This window comes from Leifsonia poae (assembly GCF_050632865.1).
GTDB classification, from domain to species: domain Bacteria; phylum Actinomycetota; class Actinomycetes; order Actinomycetales; family Microbacteriaceae; genus Leifsonia; species Leifsonia poae_B.
Map to the genome: position 1 here is coordinate 1,327,305 of NZ_JBODSA010000003.1, position 23,461 is coordinate 1,350,765.

The following is a 23,461-nucleotide window of genomic DNA, read 5'->3' on the forward strand; positions in this document are numbered from 1 at the left end:
GAACCTAGTGTTACTACGAACGTAGTACCCCGACGGAGGGAGCCGTCATGGACACGCCCAGCATCTACGAGGTGGCCTCGGAGTCGTCCACTTGGTCTCCACCGCTGCCGGCGGCTCCCGGGTTCGAACACCTCGTCGTCGAGACGCCCGGTCTGCGGATGCACGTGGCTGCGCTGGGGGAGGGCGAGCCGGTCGTCCTGCTGCACGGGTTCCCGGCGCACTGGTGGCAGTGGCGCGAGATCGCGCCGGTCATCGCGCGCGCCGGTTATCGCGTCCTCTGCCCGGACCTTCGCGGCACCGGCTGGACCACCGCCGATGATCCGCACATCGACGCGGAGTCGCATCTCCGCGATCTGGTCGCGCTCCTGGACGCACTCGGGATCCAGCGGGCGCACCTCCTCGCACACGACCTCGGCGCGATCGGAGCGAACCAGCTCGCCTACGCGCATCCCGAGCGGGTGCGGTCGCTGGTGCAGCTCTCCGTCCCTCCCTTCTTCATGCGCATGAGTCCGAAGGTCGCCTCGGGGTTCCGGCACATGCCGCGGCTGATCTGGCACCGCCGGGGGCGATCGCTGGCCGGGCTGTTCGATCCCACTCACATCGCGCATCCGTTGTCCGCGGAGACGATGGAGGCGTACCTCGCGCCGCTGAGCCGGCCCGAGGTCGACGATGCGGTGCGGCGGCTGTTCCGCGGCATCGCCGTCCCTCTGTCCGGCCGGCTCGCCCGCCGGTACTACGCCCGGCAGCGGCTGCACCCGTCGAACCTCACCGTCTTCGGCCGGCTCGACCATCCCTGGGACGAGGAGCAGATCCGCCGGCTGAGCGGCGATGTGTCGCGCTACGCCGACCGCTACGAGTTCGCCTTCGTCGACGACGCCGCGCACTTCATCACCGATGACGCGCCGGACGAGGTCGCCGCCCTCGCGCTGGACTGGTTCGGAGCGAACCGATAGCGGTCGCAGACCGGCGGGAATCGGCCTCCCGCACCCCCAGAGCGCCCAGAGCGAACACGCAGGCGGCCCACAGCGGCCAGGCGGTACTGTGGTCGCACCATGAACGTCAAGAAGATCTTCCGCGGCCCGATCCTGTACGTCGTGCTCGCGATCGTCGCGGTGTGGATCGGCTCGAGCCTGATCACGATGTCCGGGTTCAAGAGCGTGTCCACCCAGAAGGGCCTGGAATACCTCTCCCAGGACAAGGTGGCCAGCGCGAAGATCGTCGACGGTGAGAACCGCGTCGACCTCACGCTGAAGGAGCCGGACGGCAACCTCGGCGACCAGGTGCAGTTCTACTACGTCACGCCGCGCGGCCAGGACATCGTCAAGGCGGTCGACGACGCGAACCTTCCCAAGGGCTACGACGACGAGGTGCCCCAGCCGAACTGGTTCGTCAACATCCTCGGCTTCCTGATCCCGGCGCTGCTGATCGGCGTGTTCTTCTGGATCATGATCTCGGGCATGCAGGGCGGCGGCAACAAGGTCATGCAGTTCGGCAAGTCGCGGGCGAAGCTCGTCACGAAGGAGACCCCGAAGGTCACCTTCGACGACGTCGCGGGCTCCGACGAGGCCATCGAGGAGCTGCAGGAGATCAAGGACTTCCTGAAGGAGCCGGCCAAGTTCCAGGCGGTCGGCGCCCGCATCCCGAAGGGCGTGCTGCTGTACGGCCCTCCCGGAACGGGCAAGACGCTGCTGGCCCGCGCCGTCGCGGGTGAGGCGGGCGTTCCGTTCTACTCGATCTCGGGTTCGGACTTCGTCGAGATGTTCGTCGGCGTCGGCGCGAGCCGCGTCCGCGACCTCTTCCAGCAGGCCAAGGAGAACTCGCCGGCCATCATCTTCATCGACGAGATCGACGCCGTCGGCCGCCACCGCGGCGCCGGCCTGGGCGGCGGTCACGACGAGCGCGAGCAGACGCTGAACCAGCTCCTCGTGGAGATGGACGGCTTCGACCCGAAGACCAACGTCATCCTGATCGCGGCGACCAACCGTCCCGACATCCTCGACCCCGCGCTGCTGCGCCCGGGCCGCTTCGACCGCCAGATCGGCGTGGACGCGCCCGACCTGCTCGGCCGCAAGAAGATCCTCGAGGTGCACGGCCGCGGCAAGCCGCTGGCGGCATCCGTCGACCTCGAGGTGCTGGCGCGCAAGACGCCGGGGTTCACCGGCGCCGACCTGGCGAACGTCCTCAATGAGGCCGCATTGCTCACCGCGCGTTCCAACGCGCAGCTGATCGACAACCGCGCGCTGGACGAGGCCGTGGACCGCGTGATCGCGGGTCCGCAGAAGCGCACCCGGGTCATGAAGGACCAGGAGAAGCTGATCACCGCCTACCACGAGGGCGGCCACGCTCTCGCGGCTGCGGCCATGCGCCACACCGACCCCGTGACGAAGATCACGATCCTCCCGCGCGGTCGCGCCCTCGGCTACACGATGGTGATGCCGCTGGAGGACAAGTACTCCGTCACCCGCAACGAACTGCTCGACCAGCTGGCGTACGCCATGGGCGGCCGCGTCGCCGAGGAGATCGTGTTCCACGACCCGACCACCGGCGCCTCGAACGACATCGAGAAGGCGACCTCCATCGCCCGCAAGATGGTCACCGAGTACGGCATGAGCTCCGACATCGGATCGGTCAAGCTGGGCCAGGCGAACGGCGAGATGTTCCTCGGCCGCGACATGGGCCACCAGCGCGACTACTCCGAGCGGATCGCCGAGCGCGTCGACGCCGAGGTGCGAGAGCTCATCGAGAAGGCGCACGACGAGGCGTGGGAGGTGCTGAACGACAACCGCGCGGTCCTCGACCGTCTCGCAGCCGCGCTGCTCGAGCACGAGACCCTGGACCACAACCAGATCGCCGAGATCTTCGCCGACGTGAAGAAGCTGCCCGAGCGCCCGCAGTGGCTCTCCAGCGACAAGCGTCCGATCTCGGACGTTCCGCCCATCCCGTTCCCCAAGGCCCCGATCGACGCGGGCGCGGTGGACGGCGGCGTCGACTCCGAGCCGCCGGCGGCCAAGCCGAAGCGCTCGCCCGCCATCAAGCCGCGGCCGGCCACCGCCTAGGGCCGCCGCGCGCATGGCCGGAATCGATCGTCCGCGCATCGAAGCGGCCGTCGCCGAGATCCTCGCCGCCATCGGCGAGGATCCGGCGCGTCCGGGGTTGCAGAGCACGCCGTCGCGCGTGGCCGACGCGTACGCGGAGTTCTTCGCCGGCGTCGGCCGTGACGCGGCCGGCGAGCTCGGCGAAGCGGTCCCGCTCGAGGACGGTCGCACCGCCGAGACGGTCCTGATGAGGGACATCGCCTTCCGCTCGGTCTGCGAGCACCACCTGCTCCCGTTCACCGGCGTCGCGCACGTCGCGTATCTTCCCGGCGAGACGGTGGTCGGGCTCGGGCGCATCCCGCGCGTCGTCGAGACCTTGGCCGCGCGCCCGCAATTGCAGGAGCGGCTGACCGAGCAGATCGCCGACACGATCGAGCAGGGCGCCGGCGCTCGCGGTGTGCTGGTGGTCCTGGATGCGTCGCAAAGCTGCGTGACCACCCGTGGCCCGCGGCAGACCGGCAGCACGACGGTCACGGTCGCCGCACGCGGCACGTACGCCGACCCCACGGCGCGCGCCGAGCTCATGGCGCTGATCGGGCGTGGCGTCGCGTGACCCTGATCATGGGCGTCCTCAACGTGACGCCGGACTCGTTCAGCGACGGCGGGCTCTGGCTGGAGCCGGAGGCTGCGATCGCGCACGGGCTGGAGCTCGTCGCCCAGGGGGCCGACATGGTCGACGTGGGTGGCGAGTCCACCCGGCCCGGGGCCGTGCGCGTGGCGCCTGCGGAGGAGCGGGCGCGTGTCGTGCCGGTCATCCGCGAGCTCGCCCGGCATGGCGTGACGGTGAGCGTCGACACGCTCAACGCCTCCACCGCGCGCGCCGCCGTCGAGGCCGGTGCCGCGATCATCAACGACGTCTCGGGCGGCCTCGCCGACCCGGGGATGCCGGACGCCGTGCTCGAGACGGACGCACAGTACGTCGTCATGCACTGGCGCGGCCGGCTCGACGCCGCCGACTCCCGCGCGGTGTACCAGCACACGGTCGCCGAGGTGCGGTCGGAGCTGTCGGCGCGCGTGACCGACCTGGTGCGGCGCGGCGTCGACCCCGCGAAGCTCATCCTGGACCCCGGTCTCGGCTTCTCGAAGAACGCCCGCCACAACTGGCAGGTGCTCGCCGGGCTGCACGAGATCGAGACGCTGGGCTACCCCGTGCTCATCGGGGCCTCCCGCAAGCGGTTCCTCGGCGCGCTGCTGCCCGAGGGCGCTCCGGCTGAAGACCGCGACGCGCCCACCGCCGTCATCTCGGCGCTGGCCGCGCAGGCGGGAGCGTGGGCGGTGCGCGTGCACGACGTGCCGTCGACCCGGATCGCTCTCGACGTGGTGCGCTCGTGGCAAGCTGGACGCGATGAATAGCATCCAGTCGCGGCCGACGGACTCGATCATCCTGACCGGGTTGCGCGTGCGCGCCCATCACGGCGTCTTCGACTTCGAGCGCGAGCAGGGCCAGGAGTTCGTCGTCGACGTGACGGCGTGGCTCGACCTGTCGCAGGCGTCCGCCGGCGACGACCTGGGGGCGACCGTCCACTACGGCGAGCTGGCCGAAGAGGTCGTGGGGGCCGTCGAGCGCGACCCGGTCGACCTCATCGAGACCGTCGCCGAGCGCGTCGCCGCGACCGTGCTGGCCCATGAGCCGGTCGACGCGGTCGAGGTCACGGTGCACAAGCCGCAGGCGCCCATCACCGTGCCCTTCGGCGACGTCGCCGTACGCATCCTGAGGAGCCGGCCGTGAACGCGGCACCGATCGGGAAGCCGGTCCGGATGCGTGTCGGCGTGCCGGCGGTGCTCGCCTTCGGCAGCAATCTCGGGGATCGCGCGGCGACCATCCAGGCCGCCGTGGACGCGGTGCGCGGCGAGCCGGGCATCGACGTGCAGTCCGTGTCCCGCCTCTACGAGACGCCCGCCCTGAAGCTCGACGGCATCGACGAGGAGGCGCCCGCCTACCTCAACGCCGTCGCCGTGGTCCGGACACTGCTGGAGCCGCTGGACCTGCTCGGCGTGGTCAATGCGATCGAGGACGGTCTCGGTCGCGTCCGCGAGGAGCGCTGGGGCGACCGCACCATCGATATCGACGTCGTCGACTACGACCGCATCGTCTCGGACGACGACCCGCGGATCGTCCTCCCGCATCCCCGAGCGCACGAGCGGGCGTTCGTGCTCGTCCCGTGGCTGGACGCCGACCCGGAGGCGTACCTGGTCGGGTACGGGCCGGTCGCCGACCTCGTGAAGACCGTCGACGACCCTGTGACCGTGTGGACCGAGCCCGGATCGGACGTGTCGTGAAGCGCACTCGCCCCACCACGCTGATCGGTCTCGGTGTCGCCGGCATCGTCGTCGGCTTCCTTGCGGAGCTGGCGGCCGCGAGCATGGGTGCACCCGTTTTCATCCCGCCGCTGACCCTGCCGATCACCATGCTGGCGGTGGCGATCATCGTGGTCGCCTTCGCGGTACCGATCCGTCGCGCCGTTCGCGGGCGCAACGTCAGCCGGATCGACCCGTTCCAGGCGACGCGGATCGTGGTGCTGGCCAAGGCGTGCGCTCTGAGCGGCGCGCTGCTCGTCGGAGCCGGCGTCGGGATCGGCGCCTACCTCCTGACCCGTGATGTGCTGCCCGGGAACAACAGCATCCTCCTGACGGCACTGGCGACTGCCGGAGCGGTGGTGCTGCTCGTGGCCGGGCTGATCGCCGAGCTGTTCTGCACCCTCCCGCCCGGCGACGACGACGAGCGTACGGAGAGCGTCCATGCCCGAACGGATTGATCTCAGCGTCGGCGAGTGGCGCCGCGTCTCGCCGAAGTACGTGCTCGTCGTGATCGCGAGCACGGTGATCACCGGGCTGGTGCTGTCCGCCGCGAGCCTGTTCCTGTGGCTGGTCGGCGGGTGGCCGTTCGGATGGGTGGCGCTGACCGTGGTGGTCGTCGTCAGCATCATCGCCTTGATCATCGCGCCGCGCCGCGCCCGCTCGATCGGCTACCGGCTGCGCGAGGACGACCTGCTGTTCCGTCGGGGCATCATGTTCCAGCGGTTCGTGTCAGTGCCGTACGGCCGGATGCAGCTGATCGACATCAACCGCGGCCCGGTCAGTCGCGTGCTCGGCCTCGCGGACCTGAAGTTCGTGACCGCTGCCGCCTCGACCGGGGTCATGGTGCCGGGGCTGCCCGAACCCGAGGCGGCCGAGCTGCGCGACCGGCTGGTGGAGCTGGCGGAGAGCAGGCGGGCGGGGCTGTGAGCGCGCCCCACCCGCCCGGACCCGACCCGGCGCCGACACCACCGGAGTCGACCCCGTCGGCGTCGACTCCGTCGGCGCCGCTGCCGGGCCCGGCGCTGTCGTCGGCGGAGCGCGCCGCCGAACGGTACACGGACGGCGAATGGCATCGCCTCCATCCGGCGACACCCCTGCTGCGCGGCGGCATCGTGTTCATCGCCATCTTCGGTTTCGTGCTGTCGAATCTGCGCGAGCGTCTGATCGGCTTCTTCGTCGGCACGCCCGAGTACGGCGGCGACCCGCTGGATGCGATCTACAACCACGGCTGGGAGGGCTGGGCGCTGCTCGGCGTCGCGGTGGTGCTCCTGCTCTGCCTGGGCGCTTTCTACCTGTCGTGGCGCATGCACAGCTTCCGCATCACCGGCGACGCGGTCGAGGTGCGCAGCGGCCTGCTGTTCAGGACGCAGCGCAAGGCGCGGCTGGACCGCATCCAGGGCATCAACATCGTCCGGCCCCTGTTCGCCCGGCTGTTCGGCGCGGCGAAACTGGACATCTCGGTCGCCGGCCATGACGCGAACGTTCAGTTGGCGTACCTCGGTTCGGCGCGCGCGGACGGCCTGCGCGGCGACGTGCTGCGGCTCGCGTCGGGGGTGCGCGCCGCGGAGGCGGAGGCGGCCGCCGGGGCCGCCGGGGCCGCGGCGACCGTGCAGGCGTCTGCCGGTTCCGCCACGGCCGCGGGCGCGCCCGCGTCGCGCACGGCGGCCGTTAGCGATCTCGTGGGACGCCGGGTCAACGAACTCCTCGCACCCGAGCTCGACCCGAACGCCGCGCCGCCGGAGTCGGTCGTCAAGATCCCGCCGCTGCGGCTGTTCGGCTCGCTGGTGCTGAGCGGCTTCACCGTCTTCGTGCTGGTCGTCGTCGCCTTCCTGATCTGGGGAGCCTCCACGGGCTCCGCCTGGTTGCTGATCGTCGTGCTGCCCGGCCTGATCGGGTCCGCGAGCTTCTACATCCGCCGTTTCACCAAGTCCCTCCGCTATTCGATCGCCGGAACGCCGGACGGCGTCCGCGTCGGTTTCGGCCTGCTGACCACCAGCAACGAGACGCTGCCGCCTGGTCGCATCCACGCGGTGGAGGTGCTGCAGCCACTCCTGTGGCGTCCGTTCGGCTGGTGGCAGATCCGGATCGACACGGCCGGCCATTCGCGCGAGAAGGGCGCGGCGGGTCAGTCGAACACGACCATGCTGCCCGTCGGCGACGCGGCCGATGTCTCCCGCGTGCTGTCGCTCGTGCTCCCTGGCTTCGCGACCGAAGAGCATCGAGCCCTCATCGAAGCCGGCATGACCTCGCGCGGCGACGACGACTACACCGGGAGCCCACACCGTGCCGTGTGGATCCGCCCGCTGTCGTGGCGGCGCACCGGCTTTCGGGTGGTGGACGACGCGATCGTCCTCCGCCGCGGCTTCGTCTGGCGCAGCCTCGCCGTCGTGCCGCTCGCGCGCCTACAGAGCCTCGAGCTGCAGCAGGGTCCGCTGGACGCCGCCCTCCGCCTCGCGAAGGCCCGGTTCCACACGGTCTCCGGCCCCGTCCACCCGCGCCTCGGCGCCATCGACGCCGCAACCGGCGTCCGCCTATTCGAGGATGTCTCCGCCCGCGCGGTCGCGGCCGCCGCGGCCGACCGCACGCACCGTTGGGGCGACGGCGGCCCGCGCGACCTCCCGTCCGACGGCCTCGCGCCGTCCGACGGCCGCGCGTCGTCCGACGGCCGCGCGTCGTCCGACGGCCACGTGCTGTCCGACGGCCACGCGTCGTCCGACGGCCAGGTCCCGTCCGGCATGGCGGGCGCGCTCGATGGACCTGCCCCATCCGACCTCCCGGCGCGGTCCGACCCCTCCGCCCCGTCCACCATCCCCACCCAACACGAGGAGGAACGCTGATGCTTCCGTCCGCCCGTCCGCCGTCGCAGCGTTCCGGCCGACTCGGACTCGGCATCGTGGGGGCGGGGCGGGTCGGACCCGTGCTCGGCTCGGCGCTCGCCGGCGCGGGGCACGCGATCGTCGGCATCTCCGCGGTGTCGGAGGCCAGCCGGGAGCGCGCGCAGGCCATGCTGCCCCGTGTGCCGATCTTGGACATCCCGACCATCGTCGAGAGGAGCGAGCTCGTCATCCTCGCCGTCCCCGATGCCGAGCTGCCGCAGCTCGTGGCAGGTCTGGCCGCGACCGGCACCTGGCAGCCGGGGCAGATCGTGCTCCACACAGCTCCCGGCTTCGGAATCGGCGTGCTGCAACCCGCCGCTGCCGCGGGCGCCATCCCGCTCGCCGTCCATCCCGCTCTCGAGTTCACGGGAACCAGCCTCGACCTGACGCGACTCGGCGAGAGCTATTTCGCCGTGACCGCACCCGCGCCGGTACTGCCGATCGCGCAGGCGTTGGTGGTCGAGATGGGCGGCGAACCGGTCGTCGTCGCCGAAGCCGATCGGCCGGCGTACGCGGAGGCGATCGCCACGGCCACCTCGTTCTCGCGCTCGATCGTCGAGCAGTCGACCGGCCTGCTGCAGGGGATCGGCGTGGAGAACCCCGGGTCGTTCCTCAGCTCGCTCGTCCGCTCGTCGGTGGACAACGCCCTCACCCGCGCGGGCGCGCCGACGCGCCTGGACCTCGACGAGGTGCTGGACGCCCTCGCGGACGAGGACCGTCCCGGTGCCGGCAGACCGGGTGCCGGCGGCCCGGACACCCGCGGTCCCGGCACCGGCGACCCCGGCGACGACGGGCGCGGCTGGTACCTGCGCGGCGAGTAGCCTGGTCGGGGCCGGCGAGGACCGGCCGGAGGGACGCGAATGCCTGAGATCATCACCACCATCGCCGCGCTGCGGGAGCGCATCGCCGACGTCCGCCGGATCGCCCGGCAGGAGGGCCCCGCCGACGCGCCGACCGGACGGGTCGTGCTCGTGCCGACGATGGGAGCTCTCCACGAGGGCCACCTCCGGCTGGTGTCCCATGCCCGTGACCTCGGTGGATTCGTCGTCGTCTCCATCTTCGTGAACCCGCTGCAGTTCGGAGCGGGCGAAGACCTCGACCGCTACCCGCGGACCCTCGACGCCGACGTGGCGGCCCTCGAGGGCCTGGCCGATGTCGTCTTCGCCCCGACCGCCGCCGAGATGTACCCGAACGGGCCGAGCGAGACCCGGGTGACCGCGGGGGAGTCGGGCACGCTCTTCGAGGGCGCGTCCCGCCCCGGGCATTTCGACGGCGTACTGACCGTGGTCAGCAAGCTCTTCCACATCGTCCAGCCGGACGTCGCGGTGTTCGGTCAGAAGGACGCCCAGCAGGTGCACGTCATCGGCCGCATGGTGGACGACCTCGACCTGCCGGTGCGCATCGCCGTCGTCGACACCGTGCGCGAGGAGGACGGTCTGGCGCTCTCGAGCCGCAACCGCTACCTCGGCGAGGACGACCGGATCGCGGCGGTCACCCTGTCGCAGGCGCTCGCGGCAGCCGCTGAGGCCTCCGCCGACGGCATTCCGGCCGCGCTCGAGGCGGCCCACGCGCGCATCGAGGCCGAGCCTGCCGTTAAGCTGGACTATCTCGCGATCGTCGACCCGGAGTCCTTCCGGGAGGCGTCGCCGGACCACCACGGCCCCGCACTGATGCTGATCGCCGCGCGGGTCGGAACGACCCGGCTGATCGACAACAAGCGCATCACGACGTGACCTGAGAAGCACGACCCCGCCACCCGGAACGGAAAGACAGCGATGACCGACGCGCAGACCACCGCCGACGACCTGGCCCTCGACCCGACGGACGAGGACGTCAGCGAGCAGAAGGCGGTCCGGCTGAGCAAGCGCGACCGCCTGCTGGCCGAGGCGGAGGACGCGGGCGGCGGCGCCTACCCCGTGCACGTCCCGGTCACCACGACGATCCCCGCGGTCCGCGCGAAGTGGGACCACCTCGAGCCCGACCAGGGCTCCGGCGAGGTCGTCGGCATCGCGGGCCGTGTCGTCCACCTGCGCAACACCGGCAAGCTCTGCTTCGCCGTTCTGCAGGCCGGCGACGGCTCCCGCATCCAGGTCATGGTCTCGCTGGCCGCCGTCGGCGAGGAATCGCTCGTGGCGTGGAAGGAGCTCGTCGACCTGGGAGACCACGTCTTCGTCTCGGGCGAGGTCGTGTCGAGCCGCCGCGGCGAGCTGTCGGTGATGGCGCAGGAGTGGCGCATCGCCGCCAAGGCCCTGCTCCCGCTCCCGAACCTGCACAATGAGCTCAGCGAGGAGACGCGCGTGCGTGCGCGCTACCTCGACCTGATCGCCCGCGAGCAGGCGCGCAAGACGGTCCTCGACCGCGCGGCCGCCGTCGCGAGCCTGCGTCGCACCTTCGCCGACCGCGAGTTCGTCGAGGTGGAGACCCCGATGCTCCAGGTGATGCACGGCGGCGCCTCCGCCCGCCCGTTCGTCACGCACTCCAATGCCTTCGACACCGACCTCTACCTGCGGATCGCCCCGGAGCTCTACCTCAAGCGGGCGGTCGTGGGCGGCATCGACCGGGTCTTCGAGATCAACCGGAACTTCCGCAACGAGGGCGCCGACTCGACGCACTCGCCGGAGTTCGCCATGCTCGAGGCCTACCAGGCGTACGGCGACTACAACTCGATCGCCGACCTGACCCAGACGCTCATCCAGGATGCAGCGCTCGCCATCTCGGGCTCGCACGTCGTCACCTGGGCCGACGGCACGGAGTACGACCTCGGCGGCGAGTGGGACCGCATCCGGATGTACGACAGTCTGTCGGAGGCGATCAACGAGGAGATCACCCCCGAGACCCCGATCGAGCGCCTGCGCGAGCTGGCGGCCGAGGCCGGCATCGAGATCGAGCACCCGCTCGCCGGCAAGTACGTCGAGGAGCTGTGGGAGCACTACGTCAAGACCGACCTCGTGCGCCCGACCTTCGTGATGGACTTCCCGGTCGACACGAGCCCGCTCGTCCGCGCCCACCGTTCCCGCGACGGCGTGGTGGAGAAGTGGGACCTGTACACGCGCGGTTTTGAGCTGGCGACCGGCTACTCCGAGCTGGTCGACCCCGTCGTCCAGCGCGAGCGGTTCGTCGAGCAGGCGAAGCTCGCCGCGGCGGGCGACAACGAGGCCATGCGCCTCGACGAGGAGTTCCTGCGCGCGCTGGAGTTCGGCATGCCGCCGACCGGTGGCATGGGCATGGGCATCGACCGCCTGCTGATGGCGCTCACCGGCCTGGGAATCCGGGAGACCATCCTCTTCCCGCTGGTCAAGTAGCTCCCAGCGGGCGCGGGATAGCATGGAAGCGTTATGAACGACGTCATCGGCGGTATCGTCTGGGCACTCGCACCCACCGTTCTGGTCGGGCTGCTGTTCTGGGCGATCATGCGCGCGATCGTGCGGGCTGACCGCAATGAGCGCAAGGCGTACTCCCGCCTGGAGGCGGAAGAGCGGGCCCGACGCGGTCTCGCGCCGAAGCCGTAACCGACCCCGGGCGGCACATTCCGCTACGGTGAACCTGAAGGGCGTGCACGCGACCCTTGCGGTTTCGGAGGGATCTGCGCGCGGATGGAGACGGGCTTCTGGCTCACGGTCGGCTTCTGGCTGGCCCTGTCCATCGACTTCATCATCCGTGTGCTCGCGATCATCATCGTTCCTCGCAACCGCAAGCCGACGTCGGCGACCGCCTGGCTGCTCGCGATCTTCCTCATCCCGTACATCGGCATCCTGTTCTTCCTGCTCATCGGCAGCTATAAGCTCCCGAAGCGGCGCCGCCAGAAGCAGGACGAGATCAACCGGTTCATCATCGACAGCACCGAGGGCATCGAGCGGGTGCGCCGCGACCACCCGTGGCCGCCGTGGCTCGAGGGCGTCGTCGAGCTCAATCGGAAGCTCGGCGCCATGCCGCTGGTGGGCGGCAACCGCGCCTCTCTGAACGGCGACTACCAGGGCTCGCTCGATGCGATGGCTGCCGAGATCGCCAAGGCCCGCCGGTACGTGCACGTCGAGTTCTACATCCTGACGCTGGACAAGACGACCGCCCCGCTGTTCGACGAGCTGGAGGCCGCCGTGAAGCGCGGCGTGATCGTGCGCGTGCTGCTCGACCACATCGCGTCCCTGCGGACCCCCGACTACAAGAAGACCATCAAGAGGCTGACGGCCATGGGCGCCAAGTGGCAGCTGATGCTGCCGGTGCAGCCGTTCAAGGGCAAGTACCAGCGGCCCGACCTGCGCAACCACCGCAAGCTGCTGATCGTCGACGGCCGCGTGGCGTTCATGGGCTCGCAGAACATCATCGACCGCAGCTACAACAAGAAGTCGAACATCCGGCGTGGGCTGAAGTGGAAGGAACTGATCGTCCGGCTGGAGGGCCCGATCGTCGCCGGTCTGAACGCCATCTTCATCACCGACTGGTACAGCGAGACCGACGAACTGCTGCGCCGTGAGACCGAGCCGATCACCGACGAGATCGACGACAACGAGTTGGACGCCCAGGTCGTGCCCTCCGGGCCCGGATTCGCCGGCGAGAACAACCTCCGGCTCTTCCTGGCGCTGCTGTACTACGCCCAGGAGCGCATCGTCATCACGTCGCCGTACTTCGTGCCCGACGAGTCGATGCTCATGGCCATCACCTCCGCCGTGCAGCGCGGGATCAAGGTGGATCTGTTCGTGTCGGAGATCGGCGACCAGGCGCTCGTCTACCACGCGCAGCGCTCGTACTACGAGGCGCTGCTGCGGGCGGGCGTCCGCATCTGGATGTACAAGGCCCCGTACATCCTTCATGCGAAGCACTTCACGATCGACGACGACGTTGCGGTCATCGGTTCGAGCAACATGGACATGCGCTCCTTCCAGCTCAACATGGAGGTCTCGTTGATGGTGCGCGGACGCTCGTTCGTCGAGGAGATGCGCAGGGTCGAGGACGGCTACCGAAACGACAGCCGCGAGCTCACGCTCGAGGAATGGATGAAGCAGCCGTTGCGCTCCACCGTGCTGGACAATCTCGCGCGCCTCACCTCCGCCCTGCAGTAGGGCGGAGTCTGGGCACGGTCAGGCGGCCGACAGCTCCTCGAGCAGCCGCACGTCGCACGTTCCGCGAGCCGCGCGCGCGAGCCTTCTGTCTGAGGTGATCAGCGGTACGCCGAGATCGGCGGCAAGAGCGACATACATGCCGTCATACGCTGTCACTCGATCGCGCAGCCGCCAGGCCTCCCAGGTCAACGGGGCGTGCTCGAAGCGCGTGAGGTCGAGGCGATGGAATTCGACCAGCAACTGTTCGAATCGGTCGACGAGCTCGGGGTTCCGGCGTGCGAGCTGCCTGACGGCGTTCACGAACTCTGCGTCGACCAGATGTGGTGCCCCGAGCAGGCATTCGGAGAGTTCCGGGTGGGCACGGACCGCAGCAAGTCCTCCCTTCGACATCAGCTCGACGAGCGCGCTGCAGTCGATCACCGCGGCGATCATCGTCCCTTCCGCCCTTCGTGAATCGCGTGAATGATCTCGTCGGTGGTGAAGTCGAAGCGGGGAAGCGGCTCTGCGGACTGCGAGACAGCGGCGACGCGCGCCTCGTGCGCTGCCTTCAGCTCGTTCCACCGGTCTTCGATTCGAAGCTTCTCAGCCATCCGGGTGAGCTCCCGCCGAAGGAACTCCGAATAGGACAGTCCCTTCTCTGCGGCTGCCCGCTTCAGGCGGTCGTCGACGGTCGGGTCCAGGTCTCTTACTTGCACGGTGACTCCCATGGGTCGAGGATAGGTGATTGGTGCATGCGAATGCAACGGATCTGCATGCAATGGAAATCCTCGCAGGCTGAGCGACCGAGCAGGCCGCCCCTGGGAAATCTGTGGAGAACTAGCGCGAATCGAAACCTGTGGACGACGTCAGCCGCGCGGCCGCAAACGCACCGTCGGCAGCTCGGGCGCAGGCAGCGGCGACCCGTCGTATCCCTCGACCGTGCCGAATCGGCCGTCCGCGTCCGCACCGGCGATCACGTCGCCCTGCCAGTCGGCACGGAACGCGACGATCTCATCGTGGCTGCGCCCGATGAAGTTCCACCACATGACGATCTGCTCGCCGAGCGGTTCGCCGCCCAGCAGCACGACCCGCGCGTCCGACGACGCGTGCAGCGTCAGCACGCTGCGGCCGGGCGCGAGATACGCCAGGTGCGACAGCGGCACCTCCACGTCGTCCACGATCACGTCCCCGGTGTCGACCAGCACGCCGTGCTCGAACGACTCCGTCACCGGCACCTCGATCGTCGCCCCGGCCGGCACCACGATCTCGGCCCCGACAAGGGGCGAGAACACCGTGGCCGAGGTGCCGCTCCCGGCCAGCGAGCCGACGAAAGTCCGCACCGTCGCCGCACCGAGGGCCACCGCGACCGGCGCGTGGTGCTCGAAGAAGGGCGCCACATCCCGCGATGCCGCCGGAAGCGCGACCCACAGCTGGACGCCGTGAAGCCGCTCCGTGCCGGGTGTCGACACCTCCGAATGGCTGATCCCATGTCCCGCAGTCATCAGGTTGAGTTCGCCCGGACGCACGAGCGCGTGGCTGCCGACGCTGTCCCGGTGGTCGATCTCACCCTCGAAGAGCCAGCTCACAGTCTGCAAACCGGTGTGAGGATGCGGCGGGACGCGCATCCCGCCCGACGCGGCGACGTCATCCGGGCCGTAGTGGTCCACGAAGCACCAGCCGCCGATCAGCGAGCGACGGCGCTGCGGGAGCGTGCGGCGGACCGTCATCGCGCGCGGACCGCCGAGCGGCACGTCCCGCGGCTCCAGGATCTCGACCCGCGCGTCCTCGAGCACGGCGGTGTCCGCGACGACTTCCGCCGGGTCGCGCTCGAGGTTGCTCATAGCGGCATCCTAGGCGTCGTGCGCGGATCCGCAGCGGGCCTTCCTAGAATGGTTCCGTGCCCCGGACCGCCGCCCGCCTCCTTCCCGCCATCGCAGCGGTCGCGGCCGTCGCAGCGCTCGCCGGATGCACAGGCTCTCCGAGCCGCCCGGTGGAGGACTACGCGGGCGAGCCGAAGGGCGTTCAGCCGCCCGCGAGCAGCGCAGGCGGGGCCTCCTGGGCGGTCTGGCTGGAGGACGGCGACCAGCTCGCCATCGTTCTCTACGGCAGTTCGACCTGCCCGCCGAAGGTGCAGAACGTCACGGCCAGCAGCGCCACCGAGATCACGGCGACGCTCGCACCGGCTCCCGGCGGGATCTGCACCCGCGATTTCGTGCCGCACACCACCGTCTTCAGCACCCCCGATCGCATCACGAAGACCGGCGAGGTCAGCGTCCTCCTCCCGGACACGACGCTCAAACTGCCTGCCCGCCAGGGCTGATCCCGGACGATCCGCCCAGCCCACGCAACCGCGTCACGCCCACGGCGAACAGCGCCACGAAGGCGGGGGAGCGGTGGTTACTCTCTTTGTATCGACGCCGAACCTGCCCGGTGTCGTACGAGGAGTAGACATGTTCGAGAGATTCACCGACCGCGCCCGTCGCGTTGTCGTCCTGGCCCAGGAAGAGGCCAAGATGCTCAACCACAACTACATCGGCACCGAGCACATCCTGCTCGGCCTGATCCACGAGGGTGAGGGCGTCGCCGCCAAGGCGCTCGAGTCGCTCGGCATCTCGCTCGACGCCGTGCGCGAGCAGGTGCAGGACATCATCGGCCAGGGCCAGCAGCAGCCGACCGGCCACATCCCCTTCACCCCGCGCGCCAAGAAGGTGCTCGAGCTGAGCCTCCGCGAGGCGCTCCAGCTCGGCCACAACTACATCGGCACCGAGCACATCCTGCTCGGCCTCATCCGCGAGGGCGAGGGCGTCGCCGCCCAGGTCCTCGTGAAGCTGGGCGCCGACCTCAACCGCGTCCGCCAGCAGGTCATCCAGCTCCTCTCTGGGTACCAGGGCAAGGAGCAGGTCCAGGTCGGCGGCAACGATCAGACCACCGCGCAGGCCGGTAGCCAGATCCTCGACCAGTTCGGCCGCAACCTCACGCAGGCCGCGCGCGACAACAAGCTCGACCCGGTGATCGGACGCGAGAAGGAGATCGAGCGCGTCATGCAGATCCTGTCGCGCCGCTCCAAGAACAACCCCGTGCTGATCGGCGAGCCCGGCGTCGGCAAGACCGCCGTCGTCGAGGGCCTGGCGCAGGCCATCGTCCGCGGCGACGTGCCGGAGACGCTGAAGGACAAGCAGCTCTACACGCTCGACCTCGGTTCGCTCATCGCCGGCTCCCGCTACCGCGGTGACTTCGAGGAGCGCCTGAAGAAGGTCACCAAGGAGATCCGCACCCGCGGCGACATCATCACCTTCATCGACGAGATCCACACCCTCGTCGGCGCGGGTGCCGCCGAGGGCGCGATCGACGCGGCCAGCATCCTCAAGCCGCTGCTCGCCCGCGGTGAGCTGCAGACCATCGGCGCCACCACGCTCGACGAGTACCGCAAGCACTTCGAGAAGGATGCGGCCCTCGAGCGCCGCTTCCAGCCCATCCAGGTGGCCGAGCCCTCCCTGCCCCACGCGATCAACATCCTCAAGGGTCTGCGCGACCGCTACGAGGCGCACCACAAGGTGTCCATCACCGACGGCGCGATCGTGGCCGCGGCCAACCTGGCCGACCGCTACATCCAGGACCGCTTCCTCCCTGACAAGGCCATCGACCTGATCGACGAGGCCGGCGCCCGCCTGCGCCTGTCGATCCTGTCGGCGCCGCCGGAGCTGCGCGAGTTCGACGACAAGATCGCCGCCGTGCGCTCCCAGAAGGAGGCCGCGATCGAGGACCAGGACTTCGAGAAGGCCGCCAGCCTGCGCGACGAGGAGAAGAACCTCCTCGGCGAGCGTCTACGCCTCGAGAAGCAGTGGCGCTCGGGTGAGGTCAAGACCACGGCCGAGGTCGACGAGGGCCTGATCGCCGAGGTGCTGGCCCAGGCGACCGGCATCCCGGTGTTCAAGCTCACCGAGGAGGAGTCGGCTCGACTCGTCTACATGGAGAAGGCGCTGCACGAGCGCGTCATCGGCCAGGAGGAGGCCATTGCGGCCCTCTCGCGGACGATCCGCCGCACCCGTGCCGGTCTGAAGGACCCGAAGCGTCCCTCCGGTTCGTTCATCTTCGCCGGTCCGACCGGTGTGGGTAAGACCGAGCTGGCCAAGGCGCTCGCCGAGTTCCTGTTCGACGACGAGTCGGCGATGATCTCGCTCGACATGTCGGAGTACGGCGAGAAGCACACGGTCTCCCGACTGTTCGGCGCCCCTCCCGGGTTCGTCGGCTTCGAGGAGGGCGGCCAGCTCACCGAGAAGGTCCGCCGCAAGCCGTTCAGCGTGGTGCTGTTCGACGAGATCGAGAAGGCGCACCCCGACATCTTCAACTCGCTGCTCCAGATCCTGGAGGAGGGACGTCTGACGGATGGCCAGGGCCGCGTCGTCGACTTCAAGAACACCGTGATCATCATGACCACGAACCTCGGTACAAAGGACATCTCGGGCGGCCCCGTCGGGTTCCAGATCGAGGGCGACCCGCAGACCGGCTACGACCGGATGCGCGGCAAGGTCTACGAGGAGCTGAAGAAGAACTTCAAGCCCGAGTTCCTGAACCGCGTGGACGAGATCATCGTCTTCCCGCAGCTGGACAAGAGCGAGCTCCTGCAGATCGTCGACCTGTTCATCAAGCGCCTGTCGACCCGCCTGCTCGACCGCGACATGACCATCGAGCTGACCGTCCCGGCCAAGGAGCGGCTGATCGAGGTCGGGTTCGACCCGACGCTCGGCGCCCGCCCGCTGCGCCGCGCTGTGCAGCACGAGATCGAGGACCGGCTGAGCGAGAAGATCCTGCACGGCGAGCTGAACGCGGGCGACCACGTCCACGTCGACTTCGCCGACGGTGACTTCGTGTTCACGACGACGGCCCGCAAGGAGCCGATCGGCGCCGGCATCAACTCCGCTGCCGCGATCGGCACCGGGCCTGCGACCCCGGATCTCGCCGCGAACGACTGACGTCCGTCTCCATCGAACGGCCGGCACCCCTCGGGGTGCCGGCCGTTCGGCGTTCCCGTCGGGGACGCGATCGGGACTCCCCACGCGGCGGCCCAGCGGCTAGCCTGCCGCCGAGTCCGCCGTACAGGGCGGCGGCGAAGGGGGACGAACGATGTCGGATGCGGACGAGACCACGCCGAAGGACGCGACCGAGCACACGCGGGCGACTAATCGTGCGGCCCGGGAGACCCTGCCCCTCGGCGATCGACGCGATTACGAGGACGCGGCCCGGGGATTCATCGGCGGGCTCGACGACCCCGTCGTCGTGCGTGACGGCAGGCCTGTGGTGGACATCCGCTCCCACGACTTCGTCAACGAGTCGGAGGACGCTCCCGACACGGTTCACCCGAGTCTCTGGCGTCACGCGCAGGTCAACAACCATCACGGCCTCTTCGAGGTGACCGACGGGGTCTACCAGCTGCGCGGGATCGACATCGCGAATATCACGATCATCGAGGGCGAGACCGGGATCATCGTCATCGACCCGCTCAGCTTCGCGGAGACGGCGCGTGCGGCGCTGGCGCTCTACCGGCAGCACCGTGGCGACCGGCCGGTCACCGGACTGATCTACACCCACAGCCATGTCGACCACTTCAGCGGTTCTCGCGCGATCATCGAGGACGCGCACGGCGGGCCGTTCCCCGTCATCGCGCCCGACGGCTTCCTCTACGAGGCCGCCGCAGAGAACGTGTACGCCGGCACCGCCATGACTCGCCGTGCGCTCTACCAGTACGGGCCGCTCCTGGCCCCTGGGCCGCGCGGCCAGGTGGACGCCGGACTCGCCAACACCCTGGGCAACGGCGGCAGTGCCACACTGGTCCCTCCCACCGATCTCGTCCGCGAGACGGGCGAGACGCGCACTGTGGACGGTGTCGAGATGGTCTTCCAGATGGCCCCCGGCACGGAGGCGCCCGCGGAATTCCTCATCCACTTCCCGAAACTGCGGCTGCTGTGCGCCGCCGAGGACCTCAACCACCTGATGCACAACCTCTACACGCTCCGCGGAGCGCAGGTACGCGATGCCGCGACCTGGTGGAAGACCCTCAACGACACCATCCGCCTGTTCGGAGACGACACGGACGTCGTGGTCGGGCAGCACGGCTGGCCACGCTGGGGCACCGCCGACATCCGCGAGTACCTGGCGAACCAGCGAGATCTGTATAAGTTCATCCACGACGAGACGCTGAGGCTCGCCAACCGCGGCCTCACCATGACGGAGATCGCGGAGGAGTTGCGGCTTCCGGCAGGCCTCGACCGTGAGTGGTACAGCCACGGCTACTACGGCTCGCTGAGCCACAACGCCAAGGCCGTCTACCAGCGCTACCTCGGCTGGTACGACTCGCACCCGGCCCACCTGAACCCGTTGCCGCCGACCGAGGTGGGCTCGCGATACGTGGAGTTCATGGGTGGCGCGGACGCTGTCGTCGAGAAGGCGCGCGCCGCCTTCGACGAGGGGACTACCGCTGGGTGGCGGAGGTGCTGACCCACGTGGTCTTCGCCGATCCGGGCAACCGTGCCGCGGCCCTCCTGCAGGCGGACGCCCTCGAGCAGCTGGGCTACCAATGCGAGAACCCGACCTGGCGCAACGAGTACCTGATGGGGGCGCTCGAACTCCGCAATGGCGTGCACGACCTGGGTGACATCCAGCTGGCCACGGCTGACGTCTTCGCCGCGATGACGCCGGAGATGATCCTCGACTTCGCGGGGATCAAGCTCAACGGCACCGAGGCCGCTGAGCTGACCGGCCGGATCGGCTGGACGGTCGCCGATGGCGCCGACACCGTCGATCTTCTGCTGGAGCTGAGGAACGGCGTGCTGGTGTACACGCAGGGTGCGGCGTTCGACGATGTGCAGGCGACGGCGAGGTCGACCAAGACCGCACTGGCGGCCGCGCTGTTCGGCGGAACCTCGCTGGACGATGCGATCGCGAGCGGCGACATCGAGATCTCGGGCGACGACGCCGTGGTGAAGAGGATGTTCGCCCTGCTCGACGACTTCCCGCTCTGGTTCCCGATCGTGCAGCCCTGAGTCAGGGCGGCCGCCGCCCACTCGGTAGGGTGGAACGGTGACCGACAGCGCACCAGCCTTCACCATCCGGCCCGCGCGCACGGGCGACGTGCAGCGCATCCAGGAGCTCGTGGAGCCGCTGGTGCAGCGACGAATCCTGCTCGGCAAGGAGACGGTCACCTTCTACGAGGCGGTGCAGGAGTTCCGGGTCGCCGAGGATACGGACGGCCGGCTGATCGGCTGCGGCGCCCTTCACGTGATGTGGAGCGACCTCGGCGAGGTGCGCACGCTGGCGGTGGCCGACGAGTGGCTGGGCCGCGGGGTCGGCCGCGCGCTGCTCGGGCGGCTGGAGGCGGACGCGCGCGATCTCGGACTGAGCCGCCTCTTCTGCCTGACCTTCGAGGTCGGGTTCTTCGCCCGCAACGGCTTCGAGGACATGGGAGCCGAGACGGTCGACCCGCAGCTGTACGCCGAGCTCGTGCGCTCCCACGACGAGGGCGTCGCGGAGTTCCTGGACCTCGCTCGCGTGAAGCCGAACACCCTCGGCAACACGCGGATGCTCAAGCGTCTCTGAGCGCCGCCTGACCACCGGGCGCGCCTGTCCGGTGGGCGACCGGCCCCTGGCTATCATGCGGGCATGTCGACGTTCAAGAACCCGGTCGGCCCCCAGCCGAGCAGCGTCTACTGGCGTCGCCGGCTCATCGTCCTCCTGGGCGTGATCGCCGTCGTGGTGGTCGTGGTTCTGATCGTGGTCCGACCCGGCTCAGCGGGCGGCGAGCCCGCTAAGAAGCAGCCGGTCCCCGCCGCGACGAACAGCCCCGCGGCCGTGTCCACGAGCATCCCGACCAGCAGCGCGTCGGCGGAGGGGCAGCCGTGCAAGCCCGCGGATGTGCGGGTCGAGGCCGTCACCGACAAGGAGCAGTACGCGGCCGGCGAGCTGCCGCAACTCTCCGTGGCCCTGACCAACACCGGCTCCGCCGCCTGCACCATCGACGCCGGAACGGCGCAGCAGGTCTTCACGATCACCAGCGGCTCGGAGGTCTACTGGAAGTCGACGGATTGCCAGAGCGACAAGGTGGATGCGGAGGTGCTGCTGCAGCCCGGCAAGACCATCTCATCCCAGGCTCCGATCACCTGGGACCGGACCCGCTCCGACCCGTCGACCTGTCAGGCGACGCGCGAGCAGGTGCCCGCGGCGGGCGCCTCGTACCACCTGGAGACCAGCGTCTCGGGCGTGAAGAGCTCCGAGACGAAGCAGTTCATCCTGCAGTGACGGCGGTGACGCCTTCTCCGCTGCCGCCGTCGGCGCGCGTGTAGGCGCCGACGATCTCGCGCACCTCGACGCCGGCGCCGTGCCGGATGGCCGGGTTCTGCCGGGCGAGGACGAGCGCCGCCGCGAGGTCGTCCGCCTCGACGATGCCGAGGCCGGCGATGAACTCCTTGGTCTCTGTGTACGGCCCGTCCGTCTCGCCGCTGCCGCGGATCGAGGTGGCGGCCGCCGGCTCGCTCAGGGCGTAGGCGGCGGTGAGCGCTCCTGCCGCGATGAGGTCGTCGGAGTGCTTCTCGTGCTCGGCGAGCTCGGCGTCGTCGTGCTCGGCCGTCGGGTCGGAGTAGATGAAGATCGCGTACTGCGGCATGGTCGGCTCTCCTGTCTCTGTCGAAATGCTCTCACCCGTGCGTCGAACGGCGAGGGCCGCGATCGACATCGTCAGAACGCCGAGTCGAGCTCCCGCTCGCGCTCGGTGGACGCCGCGCTGAACGCCAGCCGCAGGGCCTCGCGGATGGACGCGCTGCGATCGTCCACGCGTGTCGCGAAGCCGAGCCGAGCCGCCTCCGACGTGCGCTGCTTGCCGCTGACCACCGGCCGGATCTCGCCGGCCAGGCTGATCTCGCCGAACGCGGCCAGCGTGTGCGGGATGGCCCGGTCCGTCGCGGCGGAGGCGATCGCCAGCGCGATCGCGAGGTCTGCTCCTGGCTCGGTGAGCCGCACCCCGCCGACGGTCGAGACGTAGACGTCCTTGTCGCCCAGCTTGATGCCCGCCCGGCGCTCCAGCACCGCCAGCAGCATCGCGACGCGGGACGCATCCACCCCGTTGGTGACTCGGCGCGGGTTCGGCGCCGTCGTGCCGACGACGAGTGCCTGCACCTCGACGGGCAGCGGCCGGCGGCCCTCCATGGCGACGGTCACACACGTGCCGGACACCGGCGTCGTGGTGCGGCTGAGGAATAGTCCGCTCGGGTCGGGAACCTCGGCGATGCCGTCGCCGGCCATCTCGAAGCAGCCGACCTCGTCCGTCGGCCCGAACCGGTTCTTCAGCGCCCGGACGAACCGCAGGGCGGTCTGCCGGTCGCCCTCGAACTGGCACACCACATCCACCAGGTGTTCGAGCAGCCGGGGTCCGGCGATGGAGCCGTCCTTGGTGACGTGGCCGACGATCAGCACGGGGAGGTCGCGCTCCTTGGCCACCCGGATGAGCGTGCTGGCGACCTCGCGCACCTGGCTCGGGCCGCCCGCGATACCCTCCGCCGAGCTGCTGGACACCGTCTGCACGGAGTCGACGATGACGAGCGACGGCTGCACCGCGTCGATCTGCGCGATGATGGTTGCGAGGTCGGTTTCGGACGCGAGGTAGAGCTCGTCGTGCACCGCCCCCGTGCGCTCGGCGCGCATCCTGACCTGGCTCACCGACTCCTCGGCGCTGACGTACAGCACGCGGTTGCGCGCGCGTGCCGCCCGGGAGGCCACCTCGAGCAGAAGCGTGGACTTGCCGACCCCGGGCTCTCCGCTCAGCAGGATGGCCGCGCCCGGCACGATCCCGCCGCCGAGCACGCGGTCGAACTCCCCGATGCCGCTCGGCCGCCGCGGGACCCGATCGGTCTCGATATCGGTGATCGCGCGCGCCTCCCGCCCCGCCGCGATGCTCACCGGCTTGAGCGCCCGGAGCACGCCCGTGGGCTGGGCGGCCTCCTCGACCGTGCCCCACGCCTCGCAGTTGGAGCAGCGCCCCACCCACTTGGCCGTGCTCCAGCCGCACTCGGAGCAGCGGTAGGTGACTGACGCTTTGGGCACGGAACCTCCTGGATCGTGCTCAACCCTACGGCGAGCCACCGTCATCGTAGGAAGGATCGCGGCGACC

Annotated in this window: 24 protein-coding genes and 1 pseudogene; 20 read left to right on the forward strand and 5 right to left on the reverse strand. The window is 69.9% G+C overall.

Annotated features, from left to right (window positions below):
- Positions 1-47: 47 nt before the first annotated feature.
- The 14 genes from ACRAWB_RS16900 to cls all read left to right on the forward strand — a co-directional run bounded on the left by ACRAWB_RS16900 (position 48) and on the right by cls (position 13,326).
- Complete coding sequence (locus tag ACRAWB_RS16900) at positions 48-953, forward strand: alpha/beta fold hydrolase (RefSeq protein WP_431354383.1); 906 nt, start codon at positions 48-50, stop codon at positions 951-953.
- Between the two features lie 99 nt (positions 954-1,052).
- Complete coding sequence (gene ftsH, locus ACRAWB_RS16905) at positions 1,053-3,056, forward strand: ATP-dependent zinc metalloprotease FtsH (RefSeq protein ID WP_431354384.1); 2,004 nt, start codon at positions 1,053-1,055, stop codon at positions 3,054-3,056.
- A 13-nt stretch (positions 3,057-3,069) separates the two neighbouring features.
- The gene (gene folE, locus ACRAWB_RS16910) at positions 3,070-3,648 is read left to right on the forward strand and encodes a GTP cyclohydrolase I (RefSeq protein ID WP_431354385.1); all 579 of its coding nucleotides are present in this window, start codon (positions 3,070-3,072) and stop codon (positions 3,646-3,648) included.
- Positions 3,645-4,448 carry a dihydropteroate synthase gene (gene folP / locus ACRAWB_RS16915; RefSeq protein WP_431354386.1) on the forward strand — a complete coding sequence of 268 codons (804 nt, stop codon included), beginning with the start codon at positions 3,645-3,647 and terminating at the stop codon, positions 4,446-4,448. Before folE ends, folP begins: the two co-directional genes overlap by 4 nt.
- The gene (folB, locus tag ACRAWB_RS16920; RefSeq protein ID WP_431354387.1) at positions 4,441-4,824 is read left to right on the forward strand and encodes a dihydroneopterin aldolase; all 384 of its coding nucleotides are present in this window, start codon (positions 4,441-4,443) and stop codon (positions 4,822-4,824) included. The genes folP and folB overlap by 8 nt, the downstream gene beginning before the upstream one ends.
- Positions 4,821-5,375, forward strand: a complete 555-nt coding sequence (folK, locus tag ACRAWB_RS16925) for a 2-amino-4-hydroxy-6-hydroxymethyldihydropteridine diphosphokinase (protein WP_431354388.1) — start codon at positions 4,821-4,823, stop codon at positions 5,373-5,375. The genes folB and folK overlap by 4 nt, the downstream gene beginning before the upstream one ends.
- On the forward strand, positions 5,372-5,851 hold the full coding sequence (locus ACRAWB_RS16930) for a DUF3180 domain-containing protein (protein ID WP_431354389.1): 480 nt from the start codon (positions 5,372-5,374) through the stop codon (positions 5,849-5,851). Before folK ends, ACRAWB_RS16930 begins: the two co-directional genes overlap by 4 nt.
- Positions 5,835-6,320 carry a PH domain-containing protein gene (locus ACRAWB_RS16935; protein ID WP_431354390.1) on the forward strand — a complete coding sequence of 162 codons (486 nt, stop codon included), beginning with the start codon at positions 5,835-5,837 and terminating at the stop codon, positions 6,318-6,320. The genes ACRAWB_RS16930 and ACRAWB_RS16935 overlap by 17 nt, the downstream gene beginning before the upstream one ends.
- Positions 6,317-8,230, forward strand: a complete 1,914-nt coding sequence (locus ACRAWB_RS16940) for a PH domain-containing protein (protein ID WP_431354391.1) — start codon at positions 6,317-6,319, stop codon at positions 8,228-8,230. The genes ACRAWB_RS16935 and ACRAWB_RS16940 overlap by 4 nt, the downstream gene beginning before the upstream one ends.
- The gene (locus ACRAWB_RS16945) at positions 8,230-9,090 is read left to right on the forward strand and encodes a Rossmann-like and DUF2520 domain-containing protein (RefSeq protein ID WP_431354392.1); all 861 of its coding nucleotides are present in this window, start codon (positions 8,230-8,232) and stop codon (positions 9,088-9,090) included. The genes ACRAWB_RS16940 and ACRAWB_RS16945 overlap by 1 nt, the downstream gene beginning before the upstream one ends.
- 39 nt (positions 9,091-9,129) lie before the next feature.
- Positions 9,130-10,002: a pantoate--beta-alanine ligase gene (gene panC / locus ACRAWB_RS16950; RefSeq protein WP_431354393.1), complete on the forward strand. Its 873-nt coding sequence runs from the start codon at positions 9,130-9,132 to the stop codon at positions 10,000-10,002.
- A gap of 42 nt (positions 10,003-10,044) precedes the next feature.
- Complete coding sequence (gene lysS / locus ACRAWB_RS16955) at positions 10,045-11,571, forward strand: lysine--tRNA ligase (RefSeq protein ID WP_431354394.1); 1,527 nt, start codon at positions 10,045-10,047, stop codon at positions 11,569-11,571.
- A gap of 33 nt (positions 11,572-11,604) precedes the next feature.
- Positions 11,605-11,778, forward strand: coding sequence for a hypothetical protein (locus ACRAWB_RS16960; RefSeq protein ID WP_167552369.1), 174 nt, complete (start codon positions 11,605-11,607; stop codon positions 11,776-11,778).
- Between the two features lie 84 nt (positions 11,779-11,862).
- A complete protein-coding gene (cls, locus tag ACRAWB_RS16965) occupies positions 11,863-13,326 on the forward strand; it encodes a cardiolipin synthase (protein ID WP_431354395.1) in 1,464 nt (487 codons plus the stop codon).
- Between the two features lie 18 nt (positions 13,327-13,344).
- Here the strand turns inward: cls and ACRAWB_RS16970 are convergent, their stop codons facing one another.
- From ACRAWB_RS16970 to ACRAWB_RS16980, 3 genes are all read right to left on the reverse strand, one after another.
- Positions 13,345-13,758, reverse strand: a complete 414-nt coding sequence (locus ACRAWB_RS16970; protein ID WP_431354396.1) for a type II toxin-antitoxin system VapC family toxin — start codon at positions 13,756-13,758, stop codon at positions 13,345-13,347.
- Positions 13,755-14,033, reverse strand: coding sequence for a FitA-like ribbon-helix-helix domain-containing protein (locus tag ACRAWB_RS16975; RefSeq protein ID WP_431354397.1), 279 nt, complete (start codon positions 14,031-14,033; stop codon positions 13,755-13,757). The genes ACRAWB_RS16970 and ACRAWB_RS16975 overlap by 4 nt, the downstream gene beginning before the upstream one ends.
- 138 nt (positions 14,034-14,171) lie before the next feature.
- Positions 14,172-15,146, reverse strand: coding sequence for a pirin family protein (locus ACRAWB_RS16980; protein ID WP_431354398.1), 975 nt, complete (start codon positions 15,144-15,146; stop codon positions 14,172-14,174).
- Positions 15,147-15,202: 56 nt separating this feature from the next.
- Between ACRAWB_RS16980 and ACRAWB_RS16985 the strand changes: the two genes are divergently transcribed.
- The 6 genes and pseudogenes from ACRAWB_RS16985 (at position 15,203) to ACRAWB_RS17010 (ending at position 21,597) form a co-directional block, all read left to right on the forward strand.
- Positions 15,203-15,625 (forward strand): hypothetical protein, encoded by a 423-nt coding sequence (locus tag ACRAWB_RS16985; protein WP_431354399.1) that lies wholly within the window; start codon positions 15,203-15,205, stop codon positions 15,623-15,625.
- 130 nt (positions 15,626-15,755) lie between these two features.
- The gene (locus ACRAWB_RS16990; protein WP_431354400.1) at positions 15,756-18,278 is read left to right on the forward strand and encodes an ATP-dependent Clp protease ATP-binding subunit; all 2,523 of its coding nucleotides are present in this window, start codon (positions 15,756-15,758) and stop codon (positions 18,276-18,278) included.
- A gap of 151 nt (positions 18,279-18,429) precedes the next feature.
- Positions 18,430-19,880 (forward strand): annotated as a pseudogene (locus ACRAWB_RS16995) (alkyl/aryl-sulfatase); the annotation flags it as partial.
- A 123-nt stretch (positions 19,881-20,003) separates the two neighbouring features.
- Positions 20,004-20,345 (forward strand): alkyl sulfatase C-terminal domain-containing protein, encoded by a 342-nt coding sequence (locus ACRAWB_RS17000; protein ID WP_431354536.1) that lies wholly within the window; start codon positions 20,004-20,006, stop codon positions 20,343-20,345.
- A gap of 37 nt (positions 20,346-20,382) precedes the next feature.
- Positions 20,383-20,898 (forward strand): amino-acid N-acetyltransferase, encoded by a 516-nt coding sequence (locus tag ACRAWB_RS17005; RefSeq protein WP_431354401.1) that lies wholly within the window; start codon positions 20,383-20,385, stop codon positions 20,896-20,898.
- Between the two features lie 63 nt (positions 20,899-20,961).
- Positions 20,962-21,597: a hypothetical protein gene (locus ACRAWB_RS17010; protein ID WP_431354402.1), complete on the forward strand. Its 636-nt coding sequence runs from the start codon at positions 20,962-20,964 to the stop codon at positions 21,595-21,597.
- Here ACRAWB_RS17010 and ACRAWB_RS17015 read toward each other — a convergent pair.
- Both ACRAWB_RS17015 and radA read right to left on the reverse strand, forming a co-directional pair.
- Positions 21,584-21,961: a YciI family protein gene (locus ACRAWB_RS17015; protein ID WP_431354403.1), complete on the reverse strand. Its 378-nt coding sequence runs from the start codon at positions 21,959-21,961 to the stop codon at positions 21,584-21,586. The genes ACRAWB_RS17010 and ACRAWB_RS17015 overlap by 14 nt on opposite strands.
- A gap of 71 nt (positions 21,962-22,032) precedes the next feature.
- A complete protein-coding gene (gene radA / locus ACRAWB_RS17020) occupies positions 22,033-23,394 on the reverse strand; it encodes a DNA repair protein RadA (protein WP_431354404.1) in 1,362 nt (453 codons plus the stop codon).
- Positions 23,395-23,461 lie beyond the last annotated feature (67 nt).